Below are 19,255 nucleotides of genomic sequence, written 5' to 3' on the forward strand. Positions count from 1 at the left end.
GTATGGAAAGCCAAGAAAAAGGCATTATTGCGTGGTTTGCACGCAATCCAGTTGCGGCAAACCTGCTGATGATTTTCATTCTCGTCGGCGGTCTGCTCACAGCATTCACAATGCAAAAACAATTGTTCCCACAAAATACTAACTACTGGTTGAGCATCCAAGCCATCTACCCCGGCGCTGCACCTCAAGAAGTCGAAGAAGGGATCACGATAAAAGTAGAAGAATCAATGGAAGGCCTTGAAGGTATAAAACGATTGATCACCTACTCCAACAGGGGCTACTCACAAACTTGGATTGAAGTCGAACATCAGTACGACCCCAAAGATGTACTGGATGAAGTCAAAATGCAGGTTGACTCTATTTCAACCTTCCCCGCTGACATGGAGCGCCCTGTCATTCGCAATGAAAAGAATGAACAGGAAGTCATGCTCCTGACATTAAACGGGGACATGAGCTTCGAAGATCTCAAGCACCTTGGTAACAATTTGCATGACGAAATGCTTGCTTTACCGGGCGTAAATTTAGTTACGTTCAATGGTGGCCTGAATTATGAAATTGGCATAGAAGTTAGTCCGGATAAACTACGTGAGTATGGTCTAACATTTAGAAATATCGCGGATGCAGTACGTAACTACTCTGCTAATATGTCCGCAGGTCAAATCCGCTCTGATAATGGCTACATTTCAATGCGAGTTGAAAACCAAGCTTATCGCGGTCATGATTTTGAACAGCTTCCTTTGATCACATTGGAAGATGGTGCTCAAATTCGGTTAGGTGATGTTGCCACTATCTCAGATGGCTTTGAAGAAGGTCTGATGTACTCACTCTATAACGGTAGAAATTCACTGATCTATGAAGTTCGTGCGTCAAAAGATCAAGATATCACCAATGTTGCAGGGATCATCAAAAATTACCTAAATGAGAAAGAGGGTCAATTACCACAGGGCGTGAAACTAGAACCATTTTTAGATTTCACTTACTACCTTGAAGGCCGCCTCAATATGATGATTGAAAACATGGTCATCGGTGGCGTACTCGTCATGCTGATGTTGGCGCTGTTTTTAAGAATTAGGTTAGCGTTTTGGGTCATGATGGGTTTACCAGTATCGTTTTTGGGCGCATTTTTACTCATGCCTGCTGGCTCTATCGACATCACCATTAATCTAGCCTCTCTATTTGCCTTTATACTGGTACTCGGTATTGTGGTAGACGATGCCATTGTCGTCGGCGAATCAGCACATGCTGAAATAGAGAAACACGGTCACAGTTTAGATAACGTTGTCCGTGGTGTAAAACGAGTTGCAGTCCCTGCGACATTTGGTGTACTCACCACCATCGCCGCGTTTTTCCCACAAACATTATCTACCGGCCCAGAAGCGGCATTTTCCAAAGCCATTGGCGGTGTTATCATTCTTTGCTTAATTTTCTCTTTGATTGAATCAAAGCTTATCTTGCCCGCGCACCTAGCGGCAATGAAAGACAAGCCAAGCAACCCTAACAACCCATTCCACCGCCTGCGTGAAGCGCTAGACAACGGTCTAAAAAACTTCATCGAAAACACCTATAGACCTTCTATTGAAAAGTGCATTCATTATCGCTATACGGTGATCGTTGGCTTTATTTGTATTCTTATTGTCAGCGCGGGATTATTCGCTGGCGGATTTATTAAGTTTGTTGCCAACCCTAAAATCCCTCATGATTTTCCGAGCATTCAGGTTGAAATGAACTTGTCTTCTTCAGAATCGGCAACACTCGAAACCATCAAAAAACTCGAAACTATGCTTAATAAAGTAGAGCAGCAAATTGAGCAAGACTACGATCAAGTTATGGTTAAAAACTTCGCTATCAATATGAATGGCAGAACCAACGCGACTATCCGCGCTGTGCTGGTTGAGCCTCATTTACGCCCAATTGATACATTTGAACTCAGTGCCATGTGGCGCGAAAATATGCCACCGCTACCTGGTGTAAAAACTTTAAATATTCAAGACAGTATTTCTGACGGCGGTCGAGATGATGGCGATATCAGCTTCCGACTTGAAGGCAAAGACAAAGACACCCTAAAAGAGGTGGCTGAAAGATTAAAAGATAAGCTCAGAACCATTGAAGGCGTTGGTGATGTTAACGACTCTATGCAATCTGCTACTGATGAAATCCAATTGGAGCTAAAACCACTTGCCTACAGCATGGGACTTACGCTTGCTGACATTGCTTCGCAAGTAAACTTTAGTTATTACGGTATTGAAGCTCAGCGGATATTAAGAAATGGTGAAGAAATTAAAGTCATGATCCGTTACCCTGAAGCGCAGCGAGATGCCATCAGCGATATTCAAGACGTGCGTATAATCTCACCTGCTGGCGCAGAGATCCCCTTGATTGAAGTGGCTGACATCAAGCAAGTAGAAGGTGTAAGCCGTATACGTCGTGAAAACTCCAAGCGTACTGTCAGTGTGTGGGCATCCATAGATACTGACAAAGCCGAACCGTTTAAGATTGCAGAACAGATCAGTGAAGAATACCTACCTAGTTTATTAGAGAGCTACCCTGGGGTTTCAAGCAGTATTGCTGGTCGTATTCAAGAGGAAATGGACAGCGTTGCAGAGCAGTTTAGAGACTTCGCCATCTCTATGATGATCATATTCGCACTACTGGCAATCCCTCTGCGCTCTTATTCTCAGCCATTATTGATAATGTCGGTTATCCCATTTGGCGTGGTTGGAGCTGTATTTGGTCACCTAGTGTTGGGTATGACGATGAGCGGTTTGTCTATGTTTGGTATTATTGCTGTGGCTGGCGTTGTTGTGAATGACTCGCTGGTAATGGTCGATTTTGTCAATAAAGCCCGAGAGCAAGGTATGAGTATAAAAGAAGCTGTTGTTGAGGCTGGTTGTCGCCGCTTCAGGGCAATCCTTTTGACTTCTCTAACAACATTTATTGGTCTTGTGCCCATTATTATGGAAACCAGTTTACAAGCACAGATTGTCATCCCGATGGCTGTATCGTTGGCATTTGGCGTTCTATTTGCCACTGTCATCACATTACTGCTAATCCCATGTCAATACGTTATGTTAGAGGATATTAAACAACTCTCAAGAAAGGTACTACGCCGACAAAAAACCGAACAGCCTCAAGTTCCCTCTAACGTCAACTAACAGAAATACTTCACCTCCTGAAAGAGCCCAGCATAAAGCTGGGCTCATACACTTAATTACAAATACTATACAATCGCCAACCTTGATGTTCAGTTTTCATTCAATTAAATCCAACTATCTTTCATGTGGTTAAAAATAAACCACTACAAAAACAGCATATATTAAGGATTAAAAATGCGAAAACTACTCATAGCTCCACTAATCACATTACTCACAGCCTGCGGAGGCGGAAGTGACAATGATAGTTCAAATAGTACACTGACCCCTCGAGCAGACCAAAGTCAAAATCAACCTGTCAGTGAAAATAGCGCACCTACCGCTTTTATCACGGGTGAAACCATTGCGTTGTCCAAAGAAACCATAACGCTATCGACCCAGTTTGTTGATGCAGAGAGTGATGACTTAACAGTCAACTGGAAAAGCTCTCTAGCCGATGTTACGTTTAAGCAAAACTCACTCTCTGAGACAATCGTTTCCTTTCCTGCTGTGACTGAGAAAAAAAGCATAGTAATAACCTGTGAAGTATCAGACGGAGTCAATCAACCGGTAAGTAAAAACTTTAACATCACCCTTTACCCTGAAAGTATCGGGGCACACATACAAATGGCTGATGAATATAAGTTTGAAGGCGGTAGTAATGTCAGCATCAATGTGCCCTTCGAAACAACATCCACGATTAAGTCGGTAACTTGGGACATTGAAGGCTTTGATCCTGACTATCAAGATGTGACTGAAGGCTTAGCAGATACACATGGCGACTCCTCGCTTAACCTTCAACTTCCCGCAGTCACCGAAGTCATAGAGTTCTTCGTGACCATCATTATCGAAACAAATAATGGTGCACACAAACAAACGGCAAAAATAAAAATTTCTCCAGCTGATGGGCCTGTCTTAAATGTTTCTCTTGCAAAAGGGTATGCAGTTTCTTCAACAGCACATTTGAGCATCGTGCCGACAATTGCAAATTCTGATGATATTATTGGTTATGCGTGGAGCTGGGCCCCTGACCCACAACCTACAAAGCCTTCATCTACAAAACGTGTTTATCAATTTTACGCACCGAATGTTGAGCAAGAAACTGACTTTGACGTGTCACTAGAAGTCACGATGAAAGGTAACATTACAAAAACAGCAACCACAAAAGTTAAAGTATCACCTATACCTGCTGATAATAAGCTTTCACTCTCTAGCTCTCACGCCCTTGCCGCTGCTGGTCAAACCGTAATTATTAAAAGTAACCTAGAAGATACCTCTGAGGTAGAGTCTGTAACTTGGGATATTGACGGTGGCTTTGATAAAAGCTTGCTAGTAGAAGCGCCCAATCAGCTTACAATAGAATTGCCAGAACCTGACGACCTTAAAAAGATTCATCATGTGCATTACGAAGTTAAATATAACACTGGCGTTACCAAAACCGCTAAGATCCCTCTAGTTTATCTCAGTACATCAGCTACGAGAGGAGAGATCCAACTCAAAGACAAATATCAAGAATTTGAGATCTACCCACAAAAAGAAGTCACAGCCAATTACAAATTAGCCAGCAGTGTTAAGTTAGACAGTGTACGAGTAGTTGCGGCATTTGGCACATATACTTATGACAAGCTTGAATCTGAAAATCATGATAATAATCTCGCAATTACATTACTAGACAATGAAGTACCTTTAGCTGGTCGACGATTTTTCAAGGTCATTGCTAAGGCAGGATTAGCTGAAAAAGAATTTAATATCACGGCATGGGCATACGACTCTTTATTGCGAGCCTATTCTGGCATAGATGAAGTATTTATCACCGGTGACCGCATTTCTGTCTTCGGGCAATTGATCCATACTGACGGCAAAAGCGAGTATGCCCCAAACTGGTCTTCTGACACAGCAAGGTTTACATTTGAAAACCCACAAACGCTGGCAAACGAAGCAAACATTAATGAGCCTTTTCGTCCAAAAGCTGATACCGTCAAACTGAGATTAGTAAGCCAAGATGACAACAATAAAGCCACCTCTAGCGAGCTTCAAATCCGCTTCGTAGACAACATAACAATCGAAGGAGAGAAGTACAATTGCGAGGTGAAAGATCGTGTTTTGCAAAAATGTGTCAGTGAAAATGACCAATTGCTTTTTGAAAACCAGCCAGAGCAGTTAAAACAAGTAGTCGCTAGAGGAAACTATGTCTGTTTACTAGGCTATGATGGCAAAGTTCAATGTGATGGTGAAACCGAAAATCCTGTACTGGACGTGCCTAATTTAGAAAATATAGTTAGACTCAATACAGTCGGATTAGAAACCGTCTGTGGGCAAAGACAAGATGCAAGCTGGCAATGCTGGGGAACGCGTGCCACAAAGATTGAGAACTTGCTCGAACAGCCTGGCCAAGTACATCAGATTTTAAACCTAAATGAGCAAACTTGCCTAGTCCGAGACGGGAAGATGCAATGCTATCAAGATGAGAAAAAAACCTATGAAAGTGCGGGTAAATTTGTATCAACTCTACTCGAAAAAGACGGCCAAATTTGTTACAAGCCTAAAAGCTCATACTCCATAAGCTGCCCCATCAATAACTAAACTGTCTCACTCACCTCAGTCAGCTCTGAGGTGAGTGCAGGGTCATGCTTAATGACAAAAAAACATAAAAAGCCACCCCTTTATACTAAGTGGAAATTATAAACCAATCGAATTTCACTAGTCACCTTTACAAATGCCAAGAATAAAGACACACTAGAGTCAGTGTTTCGTTATTCTCTCGTATTATGAAATTATCTGCTTTACTTATCTTTGCTCTTTCGTTTTTGATAACAGCCTGTGACAATGAAGAGGCTGGTCGAGGTGACAAAGATACACCCGGTTATACCGCAACCATGTATTTTGACGCACTTTACAATAAAAAGGATATGAAAACGGCTCTAGACCTTGCTACCCCTCGACTTGCGAGGATCATGCGCTCGTACGGCACGCCCTCACAATTCACTAGAAACCTAGTCAACATGCAATTCGACCATGTCACAATTGAGCTAGATATGACAAATAAGAGTTTGCGAGAGCAATATGGTAAAAATGCCAAAGTAAACCTTATTTTTACGGGACAATTGCACGGTGATCAAGTAGACGACATGCGCAGTGTGCAAATGGTTAAACGCAAGGGAAGCTGGTATGTAGATAAAATTAACCCAGACCCTTACGCACGATAAGATAATTAAGAGGCGCTCGAGACATCAACACTGAGCGCTTCATCACATACCTGTAACCACTCCTCTAGCAATTGCTTGTCCCCTTCAGAAATAATTCCAGCTTCACACGCTGCAACCAATTGCTCAGGCATAGATTTATCATACAGTTTTGCAGTCTGCTTTTTTTGCCACCTTAAAAAGTCGTGATACGCTGAAGTCACTTTTTTTGACAAACTCAGTGCTGACTCCAGCTTTTCCAATCCAAGCATGTTTGTACTGGGGCATAATGCGCTGATCCGCATCCGCGTAGTGTGGTTTTCATACACGCTTGCACATAACGCTTTAACCTGTTCATCAGACATCTCTCGAGAGCGAGTGCCAAAAGGGAAAAATATGCGCTTAGCGATGCTTCGAAGTCCCCTAGGTAAAAAGTTATCAATAAAGTTTTTCATCGCACTACTGTAACTTGATAAATGGTAAGACATCGCAACGTGAAGCAGCGGTAAATCACCACACTGATGCCCATCATCTTCAAATTTTTTCAGTACACAAGATGCCAAATACAAATGACTTAGCATGTCCCCTAACCGAGCAGACTGCATTTCGCGATATTTGAGCTTTCCACCAAGCCTCAACATGGCAATGTCACTTAGCGATGACAATACTTGGCTATACCAAGTGAGTTTTTGATAGTAACGCGCCACATCACCACTTACAGGGCTACGTACAAAGCGCCCCACAGTTAAACCGTTTAACAGAGCTTTCACTGCATTTTTACCTGAATGCGCAATGTGCTCGACAAGTAATTTATCGAAAACCTTCAGCCCCTGCTCTGGATCTGTCATTTGCGCTGCTTCCATCTCTTTTAAGATAAAAGGATGACAACGACTTGCGCCTTGACCAAAAATCATTAAATTTCGTGTGAGTATATTGGCACCTTCTACAGTGATGCTAATTGGCATGCCTGCATAGTGATTGGCTAAGTAATTTAATGGGCCTTTTTGTATTGCCTTACCACCATGAATATCCATCGCATCATTGATAACTATCCTCGCTTGCTCTGTTAGATGATATTTAGCAATGGCGGTTATCACCGATGGTTTTTTCTTCAAATCCACCGCAAGCGCCGTATTCTCTCTTGCGGCTTCAATACTATAAGTTAACCCATAAATTCGAGCAGCTGTACTTTGAACCCCCTCAAACTGACCTATCGGCTGTTTAAACTGATAACGTAGTTGGCTGTATGCAGAAGTCGATTTTGCACATAACTGCGCAGTGCCTGCGCTCAAAGCTGGTAGTGAAATTCCCCGTCCAGCACTTAGGCAAGAAACGAGCATTCGCCACCCTTTCCCTACACCACTCTCCCCACCAATGACCCAATCTAGTGGGATAAAAACCTCCTTCCCAGAAGTGGTGCCATTCATAAACGCTAAGCCCATTGGATCATGGCGCTCTCCTTGTTTAACTCCATCATGTGAAGTTGGGATAAGCGCACAGGTAATACCACGCTCAACTTCATCGTCCAGCAGCTTATCTGGGTCGTATACTTTAAACGCCAAGCCCAGTACATCAGCCACAGGGGCAAGCGTGATATACCGCTTTGACCAAGTCACTTTTAAACCCAATACTTCTTGACCTTCATACTCTTGGCGACACACTGTGGCATGATCTGTGATCCCACCAGCATCAGAGCCAGCATGTAACGATGTCAGTGCAAAGCACGGTAATACTTCACCACTGGCCAATTTTGGTAACCATTGCGCCTGTTGCGCCTGAGTACCAAAGTGCAATAGTAATTCCGCAGGACCTAAGCTATTTGGCACCATCACGGTCACTGCAGCGGACAAACTACGCGTTGCAATCGTAGATACAACGACAGAATTAGCTTGTGCACTAAACTCCTTACCGCCAAAGCTTTTGGGAATAATCATTGAGAAAAAGCCTTTTTCACGCAGAAATTGCCAAGTTTCCTTAGACAAATCACCTCGTGCTGTTATCTCAGTCTCATCAAGCATGGTCATTAATTCAGCTAACTCATTATTTACAAAAGCTTGTTCTTCATCTGATAAGCGAGGCTTGCCAGACTTGAGCCACATCCCCCAATCTGGCTTACCACTAAATAAACTGGCGTCCCACCACGTGTCTCCCGCTTTCATTGCTTCTCTCTCAGTGTCTGAGAGTTCAGGCAAAGCGCGTTTAAAGTAATTAAATGTCGGTTTTGAAATCCATTTTAGGCGTATATCTTTGACCGAAAATATAACCCAAACTGCAATAATTAATAATAAAATTAGCCACATGAGCGTTGTTCCCCAACTAAGTATCAAGATAAGTATGGATGAAAAACACACTAACTCAATAATTCACTCGCTTTGTTGATCTAGGAATAAATTTAACGACTTCGCTAAATATTTTAACGTCAAGTGTAGCTACAGATAATTGAGCACATTAGCAGACGCTGCTATCATCACCCCTCTCTATAACAAAAAGTGAAAACACAATGTCAGCAAAATTTAAACTCAGCCTAAGCGCAATCTTTGTCGCTGGGGCACTCTCACTGAGTGGCTGTAATTCAACAACAACGACTGAAAAGCTAACAGAAAAAGACGCTGAGGTATTTCTTGCAGAAGCTGAAAAGCAGCTACAAGATTTATCTGTAAGAAGCAGTAGAGCAGCATGGATTTACGCAAACTTTATTACTGAAGATACCGCGGCGCTATCAGCAGAAGTTGGCAGAGAATACACAGCAGCACTGGTTGCACTTGCCAATGAAGCGGCTAAATTTGATGACCTAGAGTTAAATTACGACAACCGTCGAAAGCTTGATAAATTAAAGCTTAACTTAACACTTCCTGCGCCAAAAGATCCGCAAAAAACAGCAGAGCTTGCAAAGTTATCAGCCGAGCTTGATGGCATCTACGGTAAAGGTAAGTACTGTAATAACGGTACTTGCATGAGCCTAGGTGACATGACAGCTAAAATGGCCACCAGCCGAAATTACGAAGAGCTGCTAGATATCTGGCAAGGCTGGCGCGAGGTCTCAAAACCAATGCGTCCGCTTTACAAAGATCTTGTGTCATTAGCAAACGAAGGTGCTAATGAGTTAGGTTATGCTGATACTGGTGCAATGTGGCGTAGTAAATACGACATGCCAGCAGATGATTTTGCAAAAGAACTCGACCGTATTTGGGGTCAGGTTAAGCCTCTTTACAACTCACTACATTGTCACGTGCGCGCCAAGCTTGGCGAAAAATACGGTGAAGACAAAGTACCGCAAGATCAGCCTATTCCTGCGCACTTGCTTGGTAACATGTGGGCACAGACTTGGGGTAACGTTTATGACTTAGTTGCGCCAGAAAACGCCGATCCAGGTTATGATTTAACCCAGTTACTTAAAGAGCATGACTACGATGCGATTAAGATGACCAAAGGCGCTGAAAAGTTCTTTACTTCTATGGGTTTTGAACCATTACCAGAAACTTTTTGGACACGTTCACTGTTCTTAAAGCCGCAAGATCGTGATGTTCAATGTCACGCATCAGCTTGGAATTTGGATAATAAAGATGACCTGCGCATCAAAATGTGTATTCAGCAAACCGGTGAAGAGTTCTCTGTTATTCACCATGAGTTAGGCCATAACTTCTATCAGCGCGCATATAACAAGCTGCCTCTCTACTATCAAGAAAGTGCTAATGATGGTTTCCACGAAGCCATTGGTGACACCATCGCGCTATCGGTGACGCCAGGTTACTTGAAAGAAATCGGTTTACTTGAACAAGTACCAGATGAGTCTAAAGATATTGGTCTATTAATGAAAATGGCGATGGATAAAGTTGCGTTCATCCCATTTGGTTTGCTCGTCGATCAGTGGCGCTGGAAAGTATACTCAGGTGAAATCAGCCCAGAGCAATACAACCAAGCTTGGTGGGAATTACGTGAAAAATACCAAGGTGTTAAAGCGCCGGTCGCACGTACCGAGAACGACTTTGACCCAGGTGCAAAATATCACGTTCCGGGCAATGTGCCTTACACTCGCTACTTCTTAGCACATATCTTGCAGTTTGAATTCCACAAGTCACTGTGTGAAATTGCTGGTAGTAAAGAAGCAATCCATCGCTGTTCTGTTTACAACTCAAAAGAAGCTGGTGAGCGCTTGAATACCATGCTTGAAATGGGTAGCAGCCGCCCTTGGCAAGAAGCCCTAGAAACAGTAACAGGTAATCAGCAAATGGATGCGACTGCAATTTTAGACTACTTCGCACCATTACAAGCGTACCTTGACGAGCAAAACAAAGGCCGTCAGTGTGGCTGGTAATAGTTAACTAAAATTCAATAGCGCAGCACCTTGCTGCGCTATTTGTTTCAGGCGCCATATTCTGCAACACTTTTTTGCTTCCTCCTCTTATTAATTCGAGCTAATGTATTGATCTGAATGAGGAGACCTTATGAATTTTCAACGCACTTGGCTATTTGGCCAATTTGAACTTACACGTTTATTTGCCACCAAGCGAGGTTGGCTCGCCATTGCCGCATTTTTCCTTGTCTGGCTTATGGTATTGCGCTACCCCATCTACAATGCAGTCCCTTTTATCAGTAGCTATGAGTTTTCAGACATTGTGGGGCAAGTCGCTGGCACTGTCGGATTGTCAGCTTTGATATCTTGGCCTGAAGCAGAGCTTGCCATGTTTTGGCTGATTGGTCTATTTACCTTCCCTATGTTCACAGTATTTGTCACAGCAGATCAAACCGTCGAAGATAGAAATAGAGGTACTTTAAGGTTTTTAACCATGCGCAGCACACGACTTGAAATATTACTTGGTCGATTTGCAGGACAAGTGATGATCTTGGCGTCACTTATCGCCCTAGTCACCGTTGCAACACTTGCCATGATGCTTTATCGGGATGCCAGTTTACTTGCATCTGCTTTGCCCAAATCTGTCGCAATTTGGGGCAAACTGCTGCTCACCTGCTTACCTTTTATTGCGCTGATGAGCTTACTGAATCTGATCACTAACTCAGCAAGAATGAGTATTGTTTTTTCCATATTATTTTTTACCATTGTGGCCTCTGTGATCAGCTATCTCGGTGTGCAATACCCTATGCTTGATTGGTTAAATTACCTTATACCTGGACATCAAGTTACAGAGCTGACCGGTTGGCGAAATACCCCCGCCTCTGCTTATCTGCTCCCAGCATGCCAAACTCTGGTATTGCTTGGTATTGGACATGTTTTATTAAAAGGGAGAGATCTATGAGCGCAGTGATTGAAGTAAGCTCTTTGAGCAAAACGTTTGGTACAAAACAAGCACTGAATAATGTTGCTTTTACGATTAACAAAGGCAGTACGGTGGCGTTAGTTGGCCCAAATGGGGCGGGTAAAACAACATTGTTCAGCATCATATGCGGATACTTAAAGCCATCTAACGGGTCAATTAATGTGCTTGGTCACAGCCCCGGCGATGCTCATTTGTTTGGCAAAATCTCCGCGCTGCCTCAAGATGCGCAACTTGACCCCAAATTTTCAGTCGCAAAGCAACTGAGCTTCTTTGCTCAGTTACAAGGTATGTCGCGTAAAGCGGCCGAGACAGACACACAGCGCGTGTTAGAGTTAGTCGACTTAGTCCATGTTGCGAACTCAAAAACGGGCGAGCTATCTCATGGTATGCGAAAGCGCGTGTGTATTGCACAGGCATTACTGGGCAGTCCGAAAATTGTATTGCTTGACGAGGCAACCGCCGGACTAGACCCGAAAAACGCCAAAGCAATTCGTACCCTGATTGCCTCTTTACAAGGTGATATGACGTTCATTTTGAGCTCACACGATCTCAGTGAACTCGAGCGACTCTGTGATACCGTGCTTTATCTGGAGCAAGGTCAACTCTCAAGCCATCAAAGCGATCTTTACCAAAGTGAACAAGGCAGCTTTGTTACTTTGCAAATGCTCAACCTAGATGGGCCCATGAAAGACAAAATAGCAAGATTGAACGGTGTAAAAAATATCAAACAAACCCAATCTGATGAACTTGTCATTGAGTATGCCAAGCAAGATGAGCCGTTTGATTTATCTTTACTCACCCTGATCCATGAAAACAGTTGGACTTACAAACAACTGGTCAATGGCAGAACACTTGAAAACCAATTATTTGTTGATTAACAACATCATTAAACGTGTTATGGACCACGCTGTGTGTATTTGCTTACAAATGAGGCGTATATGAAAACACTCAGGCTGGTCCGTCATGCAAAATCAAGCTGGAAAGACTCATCCCTTGATGACTTTGATAGACCACTCAAACCTAAAGGGATTGCTCGGGCAGGTAAACTAGCAGCCACGCTTGGGCCATTGCCAGATACGCAAATTGTGACAAGCCCAGCAAAACGCGCAATAGACACTGCCAAAATTTTACACCGCGGCTTCGCGCCCAAAAATGATCTGCTGCGATGCGATGCGCTTTATACCTTCGACCCAGAGTCATTAATAGACGCAATTATGCAGTGTGATGAATGTTTTAATGATATTTGCATTGTCGCCCATAACCCTGCTATCACGGCTGTGGTAAACCTCTTGGGCGCACCTAATCTCAATAATGTTGTGACGTGCGGATATGTTGAATTAAGTCTCAATGCGTACAGTTGGGAACAGGCTACTACTAAAAAAATGAATTATATTAGACACCTATTCTTAGATTAACACTTGACCACCCCATTTTAGGAACTAATATCAGTGAGTAAACAATACGACAAGGAAAACTATGCAGTTTATTCAATTAAGCAGCCAAAGCGCAGGACTTGAAGCGCTTTTTAATGAAATTGATACGTTAATGAATAGCCTCTACCCCGCAGAGGCCAACGATCTAATACCAATCGAAGAAGTGGATAACCCCAATACTTATCTCATCGGTCACTATGATGAAGAAGAGCTCGTCGCGTGCGGCAGCTACGTTGTTAAACAAGAGCAATCAAAATACGCGGAGTTAAAACGCATCTATGTCAAACCATCTCAACGTGGCAAGGGCATGGCGAAAGCGGTTATACAACACCTGCTCTCGCAAGCTAAAGCAAGTGGGCTAAAGCAAGTCAAGCTAGAAACTGGCAATCAACAGCATGCAGCAATTAAGCTATATGAAGCGTTTGGATTCGAATTCTGCAATGCGTTTGGGCAATATCGTCAAGAACCCTCTTCTGTATTCATGCAGCTTTCACTCGAAGGCTAATTACATAACTCAAAATGCTTGCTATTAGCTGATGCACTATATCTAATACACCATCACGGCGATTAATAAAGACTAAATAAACAATGAAAACAGCAATTGTCCTCGGTGCGACAGGTCTTATTGGTAAAAACCTTGTGCAACAACTTGCAGAACATCCCTCAATGAGTCACGTTACTGCTGTTACGCGGCGACCTGTTGATTATCAATCGCCTAAGATCACAAACCAAGTAGTGGACTTTGATAACCTGAGTCAATTCGCCCATATATTTCGAGGTGATATACTGTTCTCTTGTTTGGGCACCACCAAAAAACAAGCAGGCACGATTGCAAAGCAAAGAACCGTCGACTTAGACTATCAGCTTCAAGTTGCTCAACTTGCTGCCCAAAACCAGATCAAGCATTATTTTTTGGTCTCTTCCAGTGGTGCCAATGCAAATAGCCTCAGTCCATACCTTCAAATGAAAGGTGAACTTGAGCAACATGTGAAACAGCTGCACTTTGACACGGTCAACATCTTCCAACCTTCATTACTGATTGGTCAGAGATCAGATACACGCATCGCGGAAACCCTCGGAAATTATTTATTACCGACACTCTGTAAACTGCCTTGGCTGAAAAAATACCGTCCAATCTCTGGGCAACAAGTTGCGAAGAAAATGGTATCAGTGGCGATGGCTGAGCACAAAAAAACACAAACCTATGCACTGGATGTGTTGTTCGATTGCTAGGCTCAGAAAGATAGGATTATCACCTTTCTTTAATGACAGGTGCCCGAGGGTTGAACTGTAGCCTCCGACGCATAAGATATTGATTAGGTATGATTGGCATATGTTTTTAGCAGCAATAAAAGCGCGCCCATCACCTCTGTATTCAAGGTCGATTACGACCAGCCTGCGTGGCGTAACCTGCACATTCACACTGGAGCTCAACACCTTGAACACGTACACGCCATTTAAGCTTGGTGTCCGACTTTTTAGTATCAGCTTCAAATTTATGGGTAAGATTACGAGAACAGGCTGACTGCACTTGTGCAGACGCTTGGGATTTTGAAATAGACAACGGATACCCCAATTCGACACACGCGCCCATTACGAATTTTTGCTCATCATGCATCACATTGTAAATGCCATTCGATATACTGGACTTTGGCACACTCTGTACTTCGCTCCCAGTGCTTTGTAAGTTCTGATTGCCCTCACATCCAGTCAGTATATAAGTGGCTATGATTAGGGTAGACCCCGTTAATACATTCAGTCTGTCCTTGATTAGCATATTAAATTCTCTCATTTTAGAGCTGCGTGACTTAGATATTATTGTAGAACCCTCGCACTGTTGTGCCGTTAAATTTCTTCATCTACCGCAATATTTCCTTTAAAAGGGACTTGTTAACATGCAAATCATTGGTTTCACTCCTTCTTAACCTTGCTGTATACTAGTCCCCAATCCCTCGTCAAGAATGCAAAAGTAGATCAATTTCCGAGAACAGCATGACCAATAACGCTTCAAATACCGCCCTTATACAAAAACTCAAGTCTATCGTTGGTAACAGCTTTGTACTAACCGATAACACTAAAAAGCAGCCATACACCAAAGGATTTCGTTTTGGTTCAGGCGAAGCATTAGCAGTAATAAGACCCGCTACTTTATTGGAAATTTGGCAAGCACTTAAAGCCTGTGTTGCCGCAGACGTTATTGTCATCATGCAGGCCGCCAATACTGGTCTGACTGGCGGCTCTACACCAGATGGTAAGGATTATGATCGCCCTATTGTCATCATCAGCACTATGCGCATTGATAGCATCCAGCTTATCGACAATGCCAAACAAATCGTTGGCCTAGCAGGTAGCACGTTATTTGGTCTAGAGGACACATTGGCACCACATGGTCGTGAACCGCATTCTGTGATCGGCTCATCATGCATTGGTGCATCCATTGTTGGCGGGATTTGTAATAACTCAGGCGGTGCATTAGTGCAAAGAGGCCCCGCATATACTGAGCTATCTTTATTCGCACAAATAGATGACCAAGGAAACTTATCACTGGTTAATAATCTCGGTATAAACCTTGGGAGTACGCCCGAGGAAATCCTGACTAATTTGCAAGAACAAAATTACACAGATGCCGATGTGCAATTCCCAGAGCTGCGCGCATCCGATGATGAATACCATGAGCGTGTAAGAGATGTTGATGCCGATACCCCTTCGAGATTCAATAATGATGGGCGTCGTCTTTATGAATCTTCAGGCTGCGCTGGTAAACTTGCCGTTTTTGCTGTGAGATTAGACACTTACCCTGTTCCTGATAAGCATCAAGTATTTTATGTGGGCACGAATGACCCTGCCGTTTTAGCGCAAATACGCCGTGACATTTTATCTAAGTTTGACAACTTACCGGTATCAGGGGAATACCTACATAGAGACTGTTATGACGCCTCCAAGAAATACGGTAAAGATACCTTTTTGGTAATCGACAAACTGGGTTCTAAATACATTCCAAAGATGTTTGGTATCAAACGCACCGTGGATCGCATTGCTGATAACTTTAAGTTTTTACCCAACAAGTTTTCAGACCGCATCATGCAATATTTAAGTTGCCTGTGGCCAAATCACTTGCCAAAGCGCATGGATGAATATCGTGACCGTTATGAACATCACTGGATTGTGGAAATGAGTAACGCTGGTGTTGCTGAAGCCAAAGCTTACTTTGATGAGTTTTTCAAAACCAATGAGGGGAGTTACTTTGAGTGTACCGAAGATGAAGGGGAAAAAGCCATTTTGCACCGCTTTGTCGCTGGTGGCGCGATTGGCCGAATGCAAACTATGAACAGCAAAGAGATGGGCGCAATCATGACCATTGATGTTGCCTTCCCTCGTAACGAACAAGATTGGTTTGAGCAATTACCTCCTGAAATTGATGAGCAAATTGCTGTAAAACTTTATTATGGCCATCTTTTCTGCCATGTTATGCATCAAAACTACATCATGAAGCCTGGTGTGGATGCAAAAGCTGTCAAAAATAAAATCTTAGAAACATTCGATAAACGCGGTGCTGAATATCCAGCAGAGCATAACGTAGGACACGAATATTTCGCCAAAGACGCATTAAAGTCTTTTTATAAAAAGCTTGACCCAACTAACTCATTTAACCCGGGGATCGGCAAAACCAGTAAGTGTAAACACTGGCATGAACCTGCTGATAAATAGTCTTTTTCGCTGCAATACTTAACAAGTATTGCAGCGCTTCACGCCATTTGCTCGCCACTGAGTTAAATGACCCTTTATTCGCGATGAATAAAAATATTTATATAATCTATTTGCAATATTTTTGATACACTATATCGCTATTAGAAATATTCAAGTTATTAGAATTATGAATCATACTTTCAAAGTCAGTGCACTAGCACTATGTGCACTACTTACCAGTGCCTGTAACGCAACGAACCCAAACGAAAAACTAGATACAGGACTGCGTGTTGTCACTTGGAATATTGAGCATCTTGCTGCTGATAACAGCAAAGGCTGTAAACCAAGAACTGAGCAAGAGATCACCGCTTTACAACACTATGCAAAATCACTTGATGCTGATGTTATCGCTTTTCAAGAAGTGGGCTCTATCCAAGCACTAGAGACTGTTTTTGACAAGTCGCAGTGGCAGCTCATTTTATCTGACAGAAAAGACAGCCCAAGCTACACATGTCGTGGCAATGGGTTGACATCAACACAGCAAAAAGTCGCTTTTGCTGTGAAAAAGCCTCTAAGTGTTGAAAAAGTCGTTCATCATAAACAGTTTTCTGACATACAAATGGGTTTAAGAAGTGGCTTAGAAGTCCAAATTGGCTACCAAGGTAAAACACTTGACCTGTTGAATGTGCACTTGAAAAGTGGCTGCTTCGTAGATGACTATCGTCGTTCAGACAAAAAGTCATGTAAATTATTAGCCAAGCAAGTGCCATTACTGGACAACTGGGTCGAAACAAAAAGCGCTGAACAAGCAAACTTCATCGTGCTTGGGGATTTTAACCACAGGTTAACCGCACCATATAACCGCGTGAGTCGTGACCTATACTACCCTAATGGGCTTGCAGACAAGGCGCCAAACGACTTGTCTAAAGCAACCTTCTTCAATGCCAACCAAATGCTAACAGGGTGTCACCCTTACTACCCTGCACCAATCGACCACATTTTGGTATCAAACACATTGAAGCAAAAGTATGTGCAAGGCAGTGTGAAGTTCCACTACTTTGATAATATGAAGCCAAAAGAAATGCTCAGTGACCACTGTGCACTGAGCATTGATTTAAACTAAGTTCAGTTTAATACTGGCGGACAATTCAATACTGCCCGCCTTTATTTTTCTAACTGTTCAATCACATTCAGTACTGACTTGAACAAACGTTTATTTGCCAGACCAATATGTTGATTTACAACTGCACCATAAGCACCAAAGCGCACCACAACCAATTGCTTTGATGGAATGATCACAACGTACTGACCGCGATGTCCACGAAGTGACACCGTATCTATTGGTAATTTAGGCAACCAAAAACTCATATCGTTGAGCCACAATTGACCACCATAATGTTTATCAACGCCATTGCTCATCATCACCTCTTTTAACCAAGCTTCAGAGACAACTTGTTCCCCCTGCCAACGGCCATTATCGATGAACAATTGACCTACTTTGAGCCAGTCATGGACGCTTAGAAACATTCTCGCACCGCCTCTGAGGTTACCTGCTTCATCAAACTCTGCGATTGCATTATTAATACCTAATGGCGCGAAAAAATGTTTTTGATATAAATTATTGAGTGACTGAATATCACCACCTGCTGCATCCATCAATGCGCGACTTAATAGCTGAGTTGTACCCGTGGCATATTCAAATTGACTCCCTGGCTGATAGGCTTTTGGCAATTGCGTAACATAATTAACCGAATCCCCAGTGTGATACCACATAGGCGCTAAGTCTTCATATCCATGAATATCCGGTGTTTCAGCCCATTTGACACCAGAACTCATATTCATGAGGTTTTTAACTGTCATAACGTGCTCACCAAAACGCAGTGGCTGCTCCAAAGTTAGCTTTCCTTGGTCGACCAATAGCCCTGTCATCAACCCAGTTAAGGTCTTAGCCATAGACCAACTTAGCATCCGTGATCCGCCATTATGAAACTCATCATACTGCTGTGCAACCAGCTGACCTTTGTGCATAACAGCGACCGCAAAGGTGTTATCACTCCAAGAGTAGTCTTTATGATTAGTTGCGAAAAACGTGTCTAGTGAAATATCAGGACGAAGCGCTTTATTAATTGGTGTACTGGGTGATGGCGCTGGAAAATCGAGATCCGCGGTTTGTGCATGCAGCTGTGCAGGTGATAAGTCATGAAGCAAAGTGCAACCTAAGCCTTCACGAAAGACAGATGTGCGAGTTAATGTCGACCCATCTATTTGAGTCGACAGAGATACTTGTTTAGCCGTGCTATCAATATCCAGTTGCAACTCGCCCTGCACCGCCCCAAGTGCCTCGGGGATAACGCGCTGCTTAATAAATTCAATTGGCTCTTCGGAGATAAAGTGTCTAGAGCATAGCTGGTTAGCACTGTAACCTAATAGTACATTAGGGTCTGAATTACAGCCGCTCAACAAGACAACCGATGCAATACTCCCCAGTAAAAAGTTTGTTTGTTTCATATTTATGCCTTTTATTATTCTTCGATGCTATGACGAATAAC

14 protein-coding genes are annotated in these 19,255 nt (G+C 42.9%); 11 read left to right on the top strand and 3 right to left on the bottom strand.

What is annotated here, in order from left to right; translation table 11 throughout:
- The first annotated feature begins 2 nt into the window (after positions 1-2).
- The 3 genes from N477_RS06025 to N477_RS06035 all read left to right on the top strand — a co-directional run bounded on the left by N477_RS06025 (position 3) and on the right by N477_RS06035 (position 6,334).
- Complete coding sequence (locus N477_RS06025; RefSeq protein WP_063362338.1) at positions 3-3,152, top strand: efflux RND transporter permease subunit; 3,150 nt, start codon at positions 3-5, stop codon at positions 3,150-3,152.
- Between the two features lie 174 nt (positions 3,153-3,326).
- A complete protein-coding gene (locus tag N477_RS06030) occupies positions 3,327-5,711 on the top strand; it encodes a hypothetical protein (RefSeq protein ID WP_063362339.1) in 2,385 nt (794 codons plus the stop codon).
- Between the two features lie 185 nt (positions 5,712-5,896).
- A complete protein-coding gene (locus N477_RS06035; protein WP_081216491.1) occupies positions 5,897-6,334 on the top strand; it encodes a hypothetical protein in 438 nt (145 codons plus the stop codon).
- A gap of 5 nt (positions 6,335-6,339) precedes the next feature.
- Here N477_RS06035 and N477_RS06040 read toward each other — a convergent pair whose 3' ends face one another.
- A complete protein-coding gene (locus N477_RS06040) occupies positions 6,340-8,610 on the bottom strand; it encodes an acyl-CoA dehydrogenase (RefSeq protein WP_063362341.1) in 2,271 nt (756 codons plus the stop codon).
- A 200-nt stretch (positions 8,611-8,810) separates the two neighbouring features.
- On the opposite strand from N477_RS06040, the gene N477_RS06045 reads away from it, so the two are divergent.
- The 6 genes from N477_RS06045 (at position 8,811) to N477_RS06070 (ending at position 14,252) form a co-directional block, all read left to right on the top strand.
- Positions 8,811-10,625 carry a M2 family metallopeptidase gene (locus tag N477_RS06045; RefSeq protein WP_063362342.1) on the top strand — a complete coding sequence of 605 codons (1,815 nt, stop codon included), beginning with the start codon at positions 8,811-8,813 and terminating at the stop codon, positions 10,623-10,625.
- Between the two features lie 130 nt (positions 10,626-10,755).
- Positions 10,756-11,565: an ABC transporter permease gene (locus tag N477_RS06050; protein ID WP_063362343.1), complete on the top strand. Its 810-nt coding sequence runs from the start codon at positions 10,756-10,758 to the stop codon at positions 11,563-11,565.
- On the top strand, positions 11,562-12,464 hold the full coding sequence (locus N477_RS06055) for an ABC transporter ATP-binding protein (RefSeq protein ID WP_063362344.1): 903 nt from the start codon (positions 11,562-11,564) through the stop codon (positions 12,462-12,464). Before N477_RS06050 ends, N477_RS06055 begins: the two co-directional genes overlap by 4 nt.
- Positions 12,465-12,524: 60 nt before the next feature.
- Entirely contained in the window at positions 12,525-13,001 is a 477-nt protein-coding gene (locus tag N477_RS06060) for a SixA phosphatase family protein (RefSeq protein WP_063362345.1), read from the top strand.
- Positions 13,002-13,062: 61 nt separating this feature from the next.
- Complete coding sequence (locus N477_RS06065) at positions 13,063-13,524, top strand: GNAT family N-acetyltransferase (protein ID WP_063362346.1); 462 nt, start codon at positions 13,063-13,065, stop codon at positions 13,522-13,524.
- An 83-nt stretch (positions 13,525-13,607) separates the two neighbouring features.
- Positions 13,608-14,252, top strand: a complete 645-nt coding sequence (locus N477_RS06070; protein WP_063362347.1) for an NAD(P)H-binding protein — start codon at positions 13,608-13,610, stop codon at positions 14,250-14,252.
- A gap of 142 nt (positions 14,253-14,394) precedes the next feature.
- Here N477_RS06070 and N477_RS06075 read toward each other — a convergent pair whose 3' ends face one another.
- Complete coding sequence (locus tag N477_RS06075; RefSeq protein WP_155731818.1) at positions 14,395-14,811, bottom strand: hypothetical protein; 417 nt, start codon at positions 14,809-14,811, stop codon at positions 14,395-14,397.
- Positions 14,812-15,011: 200 nt separating this feature from the next.
- Here N477_RS06075 and dld point away from each other — a divergent pair, with 200 nt between their 5' ends.
- Positions 15,012-16,727: a D-lactate dehydrogenase gene (gene dld, locus N477_RS06080; RefSeq protein ID WP_063362349.1), complete on the top strand. Its 1,716-nt coding sequence runs from the start codon at positions 15,012-15,014 to the stop codon at positions 16,725-16,727.
- Positions 16,728-16,893: 166 nt separating this feature from the next.
- Positions 16,894-17,829, top strand: coding sequence for an endonuclease/exonuclease/phosphatase family protein (locus N477_RS06085; protein WP_063362350.1), 936 nt, complete (start codon positions 16,894-16,896; stop codon positions 17,827-17,829).
- Between the two features lie 41 nt (positions 17,830-17,870).
- On the opposite strand, the gene N477_RS06090 is transcribed toward N477_RS06085, so the two are convergent.
- The gene (locus N477_RS06090; RefSeq protein ID WP_063362351.1) at positions 17,871-19,214 is read right to left on the bottom strand and encodes a serine hydrolase domain-containing protein; all 1,344 of its coding nucleotides are present in this window, start codon (positions 19,212-19,214) and stop codon (positions 17,871-17,873) included.
- Between the last annotated feature and the right edge of the window lie 41 nt (positions 19,215-19,255).

This window comes from Pseudoalteromonas luteoviolacea H33-S, assembly GCF_001625695.1.
Taxonomy (GTDB): Bacteria; Pseudomonadota; Gammaproteobacteria; order Enterobacterales; family Alteromonadaceae; genus Pseudoalteromonas; species Pseudoalteromonas luteoviolacea_B.

What these genes read in the sequence shown, in the direction of transcription:
- N477_RS06050 (WP_063362343.1), top strand. Translation starts at nt 10,756, where the DNA reads ATGAATTTTCAACGCACTTGGCTATTTGGCCAATTTGAACTTACACGT.
- N477_RS06035 (WP_081216491.1), top strand. Translation starts at nt 5,897, where the DNA reads ATGAAATTATCTGCTTTACTTATCTTTGCTCTTTCGTTTTTGATAACA.
- N477_RS06040 (WP_063362341.1), bottom strand. Translation starts at nt 8,610, where the DNA reads ATGTGGCTAATTTTATTATTAATTATTGCAGTTTGGGTTATATTTTCG.
- N477_RS06070 (WP_063362347.1), top strand. Translation starts at nt 13,608, where the DNA reads ATGAAAACAGCAATTGTCCTCGGTGCGACAGGTCTTATTGGTAAAAAC.
- N477_RS06045 (WP_063362342.1), top strand. Translation starts at nt 8,811, where the DNA reads ATGTCAGCAAAATTTAAACTCAGCCTAAGCGCAATCTTTGTCGCTGGG.
- N477_RS06030 (WP_063362339.1), top strand. Translation starts at nt 3,327, where the DNA reads ATGCGAAAACTACTCATAGCTCCACTAATCACATTACTCACAGCCTGC.
- N477_RS06085 (WP_063362350.1), top strand. Translation starts at nt 16,894, where the DNA reads ATGAATCATACTTTCAAAGTCAGTGCACTAGCACTATGTGCACTACTT.
- N477_RS06060 (WP_063362345.1), top strand. Translation starts at nt 12,525, where the DNA reads ATGAAAACACTCAGGCTGGTCCGTCATGCAAAATCAAGCTGGAAAGAC.
- N477_RS06075 (WP_155731818.1), bottom strand. Translation starts at nt 14,811, where the DNA reads ATGAGAGAATTTAATATGCTAATCAAGGACAGACTGAATGTATTAACG.
- N477_RS06025 (WP_063362338.1), top strand. Translation starts at nt 3, where the DNA reads ATGGAAAGCCAAGAAAAAGGCATTATTGCGTGGTTTGCACGCAATCCA.
- dld (WP_063362349.1), top strand. Translation starts at nt 15,012, where the DNA reads ATGACCAATAACGCTTCAAATACCGCCCTTATACAAAAACTCAAGTCT.
- N477_RS06055 (WP_063362344.1), top strand. Translation starts at nt 11,562, where the DNA reads ATGAGCGCAGTGATTGAAGTAAGCTCTTTGAGCAAAACGTTTGGTACA.
- N477_RS06065 (WP_063362346.1), top strand. Translation starts at nt 13,063, where the DNA reads ATGCAGTTTATTCAATTAAGCAGCCAAAGCGCAGGACTTGAAGCGCTT.
- N477_RS06090 (WP_063362351.1), bottom strand. Translation starts at nt 19,214, where the DNA reads ATGAAACAAACAAACTTTTTACTGGGGAGTATTGCATCGGTTGTCTTG.